Annotated in this window: 12 protein-coding genes and 1 pseudogene; 7 read left to right on the top strand and 6 right to left on the bottom strand. The window is 68.2% G+C overall.

Annotated elements, in window-relative coordinates; translation table 11 throughout:
- Positions 1-193: pseudogene (locus ACT6UX_RS30060) on the bottom strand (hypothetical protein); the annotation flags it as partial.
- Positions 194-323: 130 nt separating this feature from the next.
- Between ACT6UX_RS30060 and ACT6UX_RS30055 the strand changes: the two are divergent.
- Positions 324-596: a hypothetical protein gene (locus tag ACT6UX_RS30055; protein ID WP_444778812.1), complete on the top strand. Its 273-nt coding sequence runs from the start codon at positions 324-326 to the stop codon at positions 594-596.
- A 17-nt stretch (positions 597-613) separates the two neighbouring features.
- On the opposite strand, the gene ACT6UX_RS30050 is transcribed toward ACT6UX_RS30055, so the two are convergent.
- Complete coding sequence (locus ACT6UX_RS30050) at positions 614-1,033, bottom strand: RrF2 family transcriptional regulator (RefSeq protein ID WP_444778811.1); 420 nt, start codon at positions 1,031-1,033, stop codon at positions 614-616.
- Positions 1,034-1,149: 116 nt separating this feature from the next.
- Here ACT6UX_RS30050 and ACT6UX_RS30045 point away from each other — a divergent pair, with 116 nt between their 5' ends.
- From ACT6UX_RS30045 to ACT6UX_RS30035, 3 genes are read left to right on the top strand one after another with little or no spacing between them, the layout of a single operon-like run.
- Positions 1,150-1,551 (top strand): group III truncated hemoglobin, encoded by a 402-nt coding sequence (locus ACT6UX_RS30045; RefSeq protein ID WP_444778810.1) that lies wholly within the window; start codon positions 1,150-1,152, stop codon positions 1,549-1,551.
- 14 nt (positions 1,552-1,565) lie between these two features.
- Positions 1,566-2,279: an alternative oxidase gene (locus ACT6UX_RS30040; protein WP_444778809.1), complete on the top strand. Its 714-nt coding sequence runs from the start codon at positions 1,566-1,568 to the stop codon at positions 2,277-2,279.
- 58 nt (positions 2,280-2,337) lie between these two features.
- Positions 2,338-2,631 carry a DUF1971 domain-containing protein gene (locus tag ACT6UX_RS30035; RefSeq protein ID WP_444778808.1) on the top strand — a complete coding sequence of 98 codons (294 nt, stop codon included), beginning with the start codon at positions 2,338-2,340 and terminating at the stop codon, positions 2,629-2,631.
- On the opposite strand, the gene ACT6UX_RS30030 is transcribed toward ACT6UX_RS30035, so the two are convergent.
- Both ACT6UX_RS30030 and nhaA read right to left on the bottom strand, forming a co-directional pair.
- The gene (locus ACT6UX_RS30030) at positions 2,609-3,004 is read right to left on the bottom strand and encodes a hypothetical protein (protein WP_444778807.1); all 396 of its coding nucleotides are present in this window, start codon (positions 3,002-3,004) and stop codon (positions 2,609-2,611) included. The genes ACT6UX_RS30035 and ACT6UX_RS30030 overlap by 23 nt on opposite strands.
- Before the next feature lie 95 nt (positions 3,005-3,099).
- Complete coding sequence (nhaA, locus tag ACT6UX_RS30025; RefSeq protein WP_444778806.1) at positions 3,100-4,299, bottom strand: Na+/H+ antiporter NhaA; 1,200 nt, start codon at positions 4,297-4,299, stop codon at positions 3,100-3,102.
- Between the two features lie 163 nt (positions 4,300-4,462).
- Between nhaA and ACT6UX_RS30020 the strand changes: the two genes are divergently transcribed.
- On the top strand, positions 4,463-5,014 hold the full coding sequence (locus tag ACT6UX_RS30020) for a hypothetical protein (protein ID WP_444778805.1): 552 nt from the start codon (positions 4,463-4,465) through the stop codon (positions 5,012-5,014).
- 18 nt (positions 5,015-5,032) lie between these two features.
- Positions 5,033-5,809 (top strand): hypothetical protein, encoded by a 777-nt coding sequence (locus ACT6UX_RS30015; RefSeq protein ID WP_444778804.1) that lies wholly within the window; start codon positions 5,033-5,035, stop codon positions 5,807-5,809.
- A 7-nt stretch (positions 5,810-5,816) separates the two neighbouring features.
- On the opposite strand, the gene ACT6UX_RS30010 is transcribed toward ACT6UX_RS30015, so the two are convergent.
- Positions 5,817-6,017 carry a hypothetical protein gene (locus ACT6UX_RS30010; RefSeq protein ID WP_444778803.1) on the bottom strand — a complete coding sequence of 67 codons (201 nt, stop codon included), beginning with the start codon at positions 6,015-6,017 and terminating at the stop codon, positions 5,817-5,819.
- Positions 6,018-6,097: 80 nt separating this feature from the next.
- On the bottom strand, positions 6,098-7,009 hold the full coding sequence (locus ACT6UX_RS30005) for a LysR family transcriptional regulator (RefSeq protein ID WP_444778802.1): 912 nt from the start codon (positions 7,007-7,009) through the stop codon (positions 6,098-6,100).
- Between the two features lie 126 nt (positions 7,010-7,135).
- On the opposite strand from ACT6UX_RS30005, the gene ACT6UX_RS30000 reads away from it, so the two are divergent.
- Positions 7,136-7,562, top strand: a 427-nt coding sequence (locus ACT6UX_RS30000; protein WP_444778801.1) for an MFS transporter, incomplete at its 3' end; no start/stop codon positions are given.

Below are 7,562 nucleotides of genomic sequence, written 5' to 3'. Positions count from 1 at the left end.
CCACCTGCGCGAGCGTCATGGCCAGGATCATGGCGGCGCCGCCGCTCGCCTCGCCGCCCAGGCTGACGGCCAGCAGCGCGAAGGCGACCGGAGCCGCGGCCTGCGGGAAGCCCAGCGTCGCCGATGAGGCCGCCCAGCGCACGAGCCGCCATCGGCCGGGATGGGGGCCGGAGCCGGGATCGCCGATCATCATGACGCGTGCTGTCTACACAGAGGATGCCGTGCCGCCAACGGCCTTGCCAACGCCGCGCGGGCGGAAAACCATGCAACGTCGCCGTCGGTCGCCTGTTGGCAGGTCCCGCCGGTCTTGCGTGGAGGTTCGCATGTCGATGAAGAAGAAGACGTTCGTGGCGATGTTCCTGATCCTGGCCGGCTGCAGCGGCACCGCCGACACCGGCACGGCCGGCCCAGCCGGCGCCACCCCCGGCGGCAACCCCGGCGCCACCGGCGCGGCGTCGGAGCGCTACATGGGCGTCCGCTCCAACGTCAACGCGACCTGGAACGGCAGCACCAGCTCGTCGACCATGCTCATGCAGCGCATCAAGGAAGATTCTGCGCGCGGCGCCGACAGCGGCGGCGGCGACACGAAATACTGAGGCCGCGCCGCCTCGACCTACCCCACCCCCAACAACCGCAGCAGCTTCGTCTGGCGCTTCAGCAGGTCGGCCAGCGTGTAGCGGTCGAGCACGGCCATGAACGCGGCAAGCGCCTCGTCGAGGACGCGGGTGAGCTCGCAGGCCGGCGAGATGACGCAGGTGTCGCACTCGACCAGGGCGAAGCCGTCTTCCGTCTGGCGCACCACGGCACCGACGTTGATCTTCTCGGGCGCCCGGGCGAGGCGGATGCCGCCGGCGCGGCCGCGCACCCCCTCGATGTAGCCCGCCTTGCCCAGGTCGTGCGCCACCTTCATCAGGTGGTTCTGCGAGATGCCGTAGCCGCGCGCGATCTCGGCGATCGAGCAGACGCGGTCGGGCTGGGCGCCGAGATAGGTGAGCACGCGCAGCGCGTAATCGGTGTAACGGGTCAGGCGCATCTGGTCGTTGGTCCCTGCGACACGGTGGCGAACGGGCGTTCACAATACATGTATCTACTTTACATGCTTAGCCTCCCTCCATAGATGTATCTCAGATACATGATTGGAGCGAGGCGATGAGCGGCCTGGCGTTTGATGAGATCGAAGGTGTCGACGAAGAGGGCCTGGCCCGGCTGGTCGACCGCTTCTACGCCGCCGTCCGCGCCGACACGCTGATCGGGCCGGTCTTCAACGACGCGATCGACGACTGGCCCGTGCATCTCGAGAAGCTCGCCGCCTTCTGGTCTTCCCTGATGCTGACCAGCGGCCGCTACAAGGGCATGCCGATGGCGGCCCATCTCAAGCACCGCGCCCGGATCACGCCCGCCATGTTCGACCGCTGGCTCGTGCTGTGGCGCGAGGCCACCGAGGCGGAGATGCCGCCCGCCGCCGCGCGCTCGATGCAGGCCAAGGCCGCCCGCATCGCGGAGAGCTTCAAGCTGGCGCTCGGCAGCCGGGCGCTCCAGGGCATAGGTTGAGAAGGAGAAGTGTCATGACTGCGTCTGCACACACCGGAGGCCAGATCCCCGCCGTCGATCTCGCCGTCCATCACAGCGCGAGCGGCGTCGCCGACCGCCTGGCGCTCGGTTTCACCAAGACGCTGCGCTTCTGCGCCGACACATTCTTCGCGAAGCGCTACGGCCATCGCGCGATCGTGCTGGAGACGGTCGCGGCAGTGCCCGGCATGGTCGGCGCCACGCTCACACATTTGCGCTGCCTCCGGAACATGTGCGACGACAAAGGCTGGATCCGCACGCTGATGGAGGAAGCCGAGAACGAGCGCATGCACCTCATGACCTTCATCGAGGTGGCGAAGCCCACTTTGTTCGAGCGGTTCGTGGTCCTGGGCGTGCAATGGGTGTTCTATCTCGCCTTTTTCGCGCTCTATCTCGTGAGCCCGCGCACGGCGCACCGGGTCGTGGGCTATTTCGAGGAAGAAGCGGTGATCAGCTACACTCACTTCCTGGCCGAGCTGGACGAGGGCCGCACGGCCAACATCCCGGCGCCGGCGATCGCGCGGCACTACTGGAAGCTGCCCGACGATGCCACCCTGCGTGACGTGGTGCTGGTGGTGCGCGCCGACGAGGCACATCACCGCGACGTCAACCACGGCTTCGCCAACGAGCTGGCGGGGCGGCTGGTCACGACCGCGGCGGCGCCTTATCCCGAGCATGCCGACGAGTTGGCCGAACTCCGCTCGGCCTAAGGAGCGACAGGACCTTGCCGTCGGCAATGTCCGGGAGCGCCGAAGGAAGAGGTACGAAATGCCCACCCCCTACAAGACGACGCCGGTGTTCGACGAGACGACCCTGCCCGCGGCGTTGCGGCGGGAGCATCGCACGAAGGCGGGCGTGTGGGGCGTGATCCGCGTGCTCGAGGGCGAGCTGCGGCTCTTCCTCGACGATGGGAACGACGCGGGCACGATCCTCACGCCGGACCGTCCCGGCGTCGTACAACCGCAGCAACCGCACCATGTGGAGCCGCTGGGCCGGATGCGCATGCGGGTCGAATTCCACGACTGCACGCCGGAGGGTTTCAGGCCGGCACCGTCGCCATGATGGCGGGCGAGTCGAGCCAGGCGCGGGCCTTTTCGATCTGCTGGAACATCCGCATCGGACGTTTCGGCACGGCGAGGATTCCCAGCACCCGCGCCGTCCGCCAGTAGTTCTCGTCGCGCATGACGAAGGCCAGCGGACCGAGCGCGTGGCCGACGGTGGTGTGCATCGCCCGAAGGCGGGCGCCGATCGCGAGCTGGTGCGTCGGATCCATCTCGTTCTCGGCGAGGCGGCCGTCGAACAGCTTACGATAGCTCACGACGTGGGAGCCTGCGATCACGTCCAGCAGGCTTTCGACGTGCGCGACCTGCACCGGGCCTTCGCCGACGACGACCATTAGTTTCGCCCGCGAATCGATGGTCCAGTGGAGGGGCATGTCGAAAAATATCTCTGAAAATTGATTTGCAAATTTTTTTAGCAACATGTGTGAAGAGACCGCAATGCTTCCGCGCGCGCGGCAGCCCCGCGTTTTCAGAAGGCCCGCGCTTCGACACCGCCCGGTCGCGGGCTGAGCAGCAGAACAACCGTTCCGAGCACGGCCGAGACGAACGAGCCCAGCAGGATGCCGATCTTCACCCCATCCTGCAGCGCCGGACTGTCGGGGAAGGCCAGCAGGCCGATGAACAGGCTCATGGTGAAGCCGATGCCGCAGAGCAGCGAGACGCCCAGCACGTGCAAGGGTGCTGCATTGGTCGGACCGTCGGCCCAGCCGAACTTCACGGTCATCATGGCGGTGCCGTAGACCCCGATCACCTTGCCGACGACCAGCCCGCCCGCGACGCCCAGGGTCAGCGGATCGGCGAAGGCGCCGAGGTCGAAGCCCGCGAACGACACGCCGGCATTGGCGAAGCCGAAGATGGGGATGATGAAGAACGGCACGACCTTGATCAGGGCATGCTCGAGCGTGTGCAGCGGCGAGCTGGCCGCCGGCTCGCGTCCGCCCGGCGCCGGTCGGCCGATCGGGATGGTGAGGGCCAGCGCCACGCCGGCGACCGTGGCATGGACGCCCGACAGCAGAACCAGCACCCACAGGCCCACGCCCAGCATCAGATAGGGCCACAGCGCCCGCACCTTGAGGCGGTTGAGCACCAGCAGCGCCACCAGCACCGCAGCCGCGCCGCCCAGCGCCGCGAGGTCGAGATTGCCGGTATAGAAGATGGCGATGATCAGCACCGCGCCGAGATCGTCGATGATCGCCAGCGCCGTCAGGAACACCTTCATCGAGGCCGGCACGCGGTTGCCGAACAGCGACAGCACACCCAGCGCGAAGGCGATGTCGGTCGCGGTGGGAATCGCCCAGCCGCGGATCACCTCGCCGTTGTTCCAGTTGAGTCCGGCGAAGATCAGCGCCGGCACCGCCATGCCGCCGGCGGCGCACAGCCCGGGCAGGATGCGGCGCGACCAGGTCGAGAGCTGGCCGTCGACGATCTCGCGCTTGATCTCCAACCCGACCAGCAGGAAGAACACCGCCATCAGCGCGTCGTTGATCCAGTGCGAGACGCTGAGCGGCCCGACATAGGCCTTGAGCGCCGCGAAATAGGTCGGAGCGAGGGCCGAATTGGCGACGATCAGCGCCAGCGCCGCGGCCGCCATGAGGACGATGCCGCCCGAGGCCTCGTTGTCGATGAAGCGGCGCAGCAGCGTGGGACGCACTTGGGGATTGCGGGTCATGGGTCTCGCACGGGAACAGGACCGCTGGCGGCCCGACCAGCGCTATTCCCTGCCCGTACCGATGTGCGGACACCCGCGTTTCTTGTGGCCGATGTGGCGCGGCAGGGCAACAGGATCCGGCGGCGCGTCCGCGCGATTTCCCTAATTACAACGGCCATGAGAAATGCCACTCCTTCCCCGCCGCACGGTGAGCGGCGGCGTTGAGATACGGGAGTTCGAGATGGCCGGGTACGGGTGGGGTCTTCTGGTCGCGGGCTCGATGATGGCCTTGTCGGGACTCGCGGCGCCCGCGGCGGCGCAGACGAAGAAGATCGGCACGTTCGGCGGCTGGGAGATCGGCATCGTCCACGACAAGGGCAAGTTCGTGCGCTGCGTCGCCGACACGACCGGCCCCGACAATCAGGGCCTGCGGATGAGCTTCGGCGAGGACGGACAGCGCCACCTGATCCTGCCGGGCCCCGGCACGGCCGGCGCCAAGGACGAGGCCGTGATCGTGCTCAGGCCCAGCGGCAAGCGCTTCACCTTCGCGATGACCCAGCGCGCGCCCGACCGGCTGTGGAGCCCGGTGCTGGAAAACGGCTTCACCGACGTCTTCTTCGAATCGAAGCGCCTGGAGGTGCAGCTCCCCGCGCGCAACGTGACGCGGAGCTTCGACCTCGGCGATCCCGACACGATGAGTGCCCGGATCGACGGCTGCATGACCTCCCACCAGTAAGCGACGACGGACCCTACGATGATGCGCAAAGACCTGCTTTCGGCGGCGACGGTGCTCGCCCTCCTCGCCCTTCCCGCCGGCGCGCAGGCCGAGCCGGGCGACGCCACCTTCTGCCAGCAATATGCGGCCGCCGCGGCGACGGCGGCCAAGGACGCCATCGCGATCAACCCGGCCTGCCAGGATTTGAGCAAGGGCGTGCATGCCGTCACCAAGGCGCATGTCGACTGGTGCCTGAAGACCGACCGCACCGAGGTCGAGGGCGCGTCGGCGCACATCCGCCGGCTCGCCAGCCGCTGCACCAACGGCCAACTGGCGGCCCCCAACGGCTATGGCGGCTACGACATCGTCGCCAACGACAAATTCGAGAAAGCCTGGGGCCAGGCCGGCCCCTGGCGGATCCGCGCGGCGCGCAGCGGTGAGACCTTCATGTACTGCGTCGCCGATTCGAATGCCGGCGGCCGCCGGGTCCGCATCGGCGTCGACCTCGTGCAGCCGGGCGATTCGCGGCAGTGGCAGGTCGCGGTGCCGATGAAGGGGCCGAAGGACTGGCAGGGCTCCTTCCAGGTCGACGGCAAGGGCTTCGGCAATGGCGGCGGCAACCAGATGAGCGGCGTCGGCGTCGGCAGCTGGAGCATCGCCTGGCTGGGCGAGTCGGAGCTTTCGGGCCTGCGCAAGGGCGGGCGCGAGGCCCTGGTGGGCGTGGAGACGCAGGATTACGAGTTCCCGCTGGCCGACGTCGGCGCCGCGATCCGCCAGCTCGAGGACTGCCGCCGCAAGCGCGGCCTGGGCGGCTGATCCCGCCTCAGGCGTGGTGCAGGGTGCCGCGCAGCTGTTCGACGGTGGATTGGGCCGCCACGATGCGGCCCATCAGGTTGACCCGGCGGATCACCAGGCTGGTGTTCTTCGGATTGACGTTCAGCGCCTTCGACAGATCGTTGAGATCGTCGCGCAGCCGATTGAGATTGGTCTCGAGTTCGGCAAGCTTCCTGTCGTCCCTGCGCACCGCTACCTCGCAAAAACCGCTATCCGCAGGATATCACGCGCCCCGTGGCGATGCCGGGGCGACGACGCACCCGTTTTGTATCAATCGTAAGGCGGCCGGCGCGGCGTCGCACAGGCCTCGCACACCTTGTCGCGCAGCCAGCGATGCGCGGGGTCGCCGTCGAAGCGCGGATGCCAGAGCAGCGAGATAGTGAAGTCGCGCAGCTCCATGGGGATCGCAAAAGCATGCAGCCCGTGCCGCAGGCCGGCCGTGTGCCGCTCCGGCACGGTCGCGATCAGGTCCGATCCGCGGGCCAGCGCCAGCGCGGCGGAGAAACCGTCGACCGTCGTCACGATCGACCGGCACAGGCCCTGCTGCGCCAGCAGCTCGTCGACCTGGCCGAGATCGAGCCCCTCGCGCCAGGCGACGACATGGCCGAAGGCGGCATAGTCGGCCGCCGTCACCGCGCGCCCGGCCAGCGGATGCCCGGCGCGGACCACGCCGACATAACGGTCGGTGAACAGCGCGCGCGCCCGGATCTCCGGGCCGATCATGGCAGCCACCACGCCGGTCTCCAGATCGAACGTGCCGTCGCGCAGCCCCTGGCTGTCCTTGTCGAGCTTGCGCACGAAGCGCAGCCGCACCTGCGGCGCCTCCGCCTGAACTGCGCGCAGGAGCGCCGGGCCGAAGGTCTCGACCAGCCCGTCGCTGCTGCGCAGGGTGAAGCCGCGCTGCAGGCGCGCCGGATCGAGCCGTCCGGCGGGCCGCAGCAGGGCGTCCGCCTCCTCGACCAGCACGCGCACCCGCTCGCGCATCTCCAGCGCCCGCGGCGTCGGCACGAGCCCCCGCCCGGCCCGCACGAGCAACGGATCGCCGGTCACCTCCCGCAACCGCGCGAGCGCACGGCTCATCGCCGAGGGGCTGAGCCGCAGCCTTTGCGCCGCCCGCGCCACATTGCCCTCGGCGAGCAGCACATCGAGCGTGACGAGAAGATTGAGATCGGGTCGTGACATGGCGCGATCCTAGCATGCCCGCGAAAAGATGACATGGCGTCAAGCGCACGAATAGAATGCAAATGATGCACCTTCCGCCTTATCACGCGGAGGGCTACCTGCTCTGAGGATCCCAAGGAGCAAAACATGCACGATACAGAGACCATAACGGCGAACCGTCACCGGGCCGGAGCCCTTGCCGGCCTCTCGCTCGCCATCCTCTTGTCCTCCCTCGGCACCAGCATCGCCAATGTCGCTTTGCCGACGCTGGCGGATGTCTTCGCCGCACCCTTCCAGCACGTGCAGTGGGTGGTGCTCGCCTATCTCCTGACCAGCACCGTGCTGATCGCCACCATCGGGCGCCTCGGCGACCTATTCGGTCGCCGCCGGTTGCTGCTGGCGGGCCTTGCGGTGTTTTCCGTCGCCTCGTTGCTGGCAGGCCTGTCGCTATCGCTGCCCATGCTCATTGCGGCTCGTGCCGTTCAGGGGGCGGGTGCCGCGGCGATGATGGCGCTTGCCATGGCCTTCGTCAGCGAAACCGTGCCGAAAGAAAGGATCGGCAGCGTTATGGGCC

The sequence above is a fragment of the Reyranella sp. genome (assembly GCF_052439685.1).
Lineage (GTDB): Bacteria > Pseudomonadota > Alphaproteobacteria > Reyranellales > Reyranellaceae > Reyranella.
This window is presented reverse-complemented; position numbering and strand designations above follow the sequence as displayed.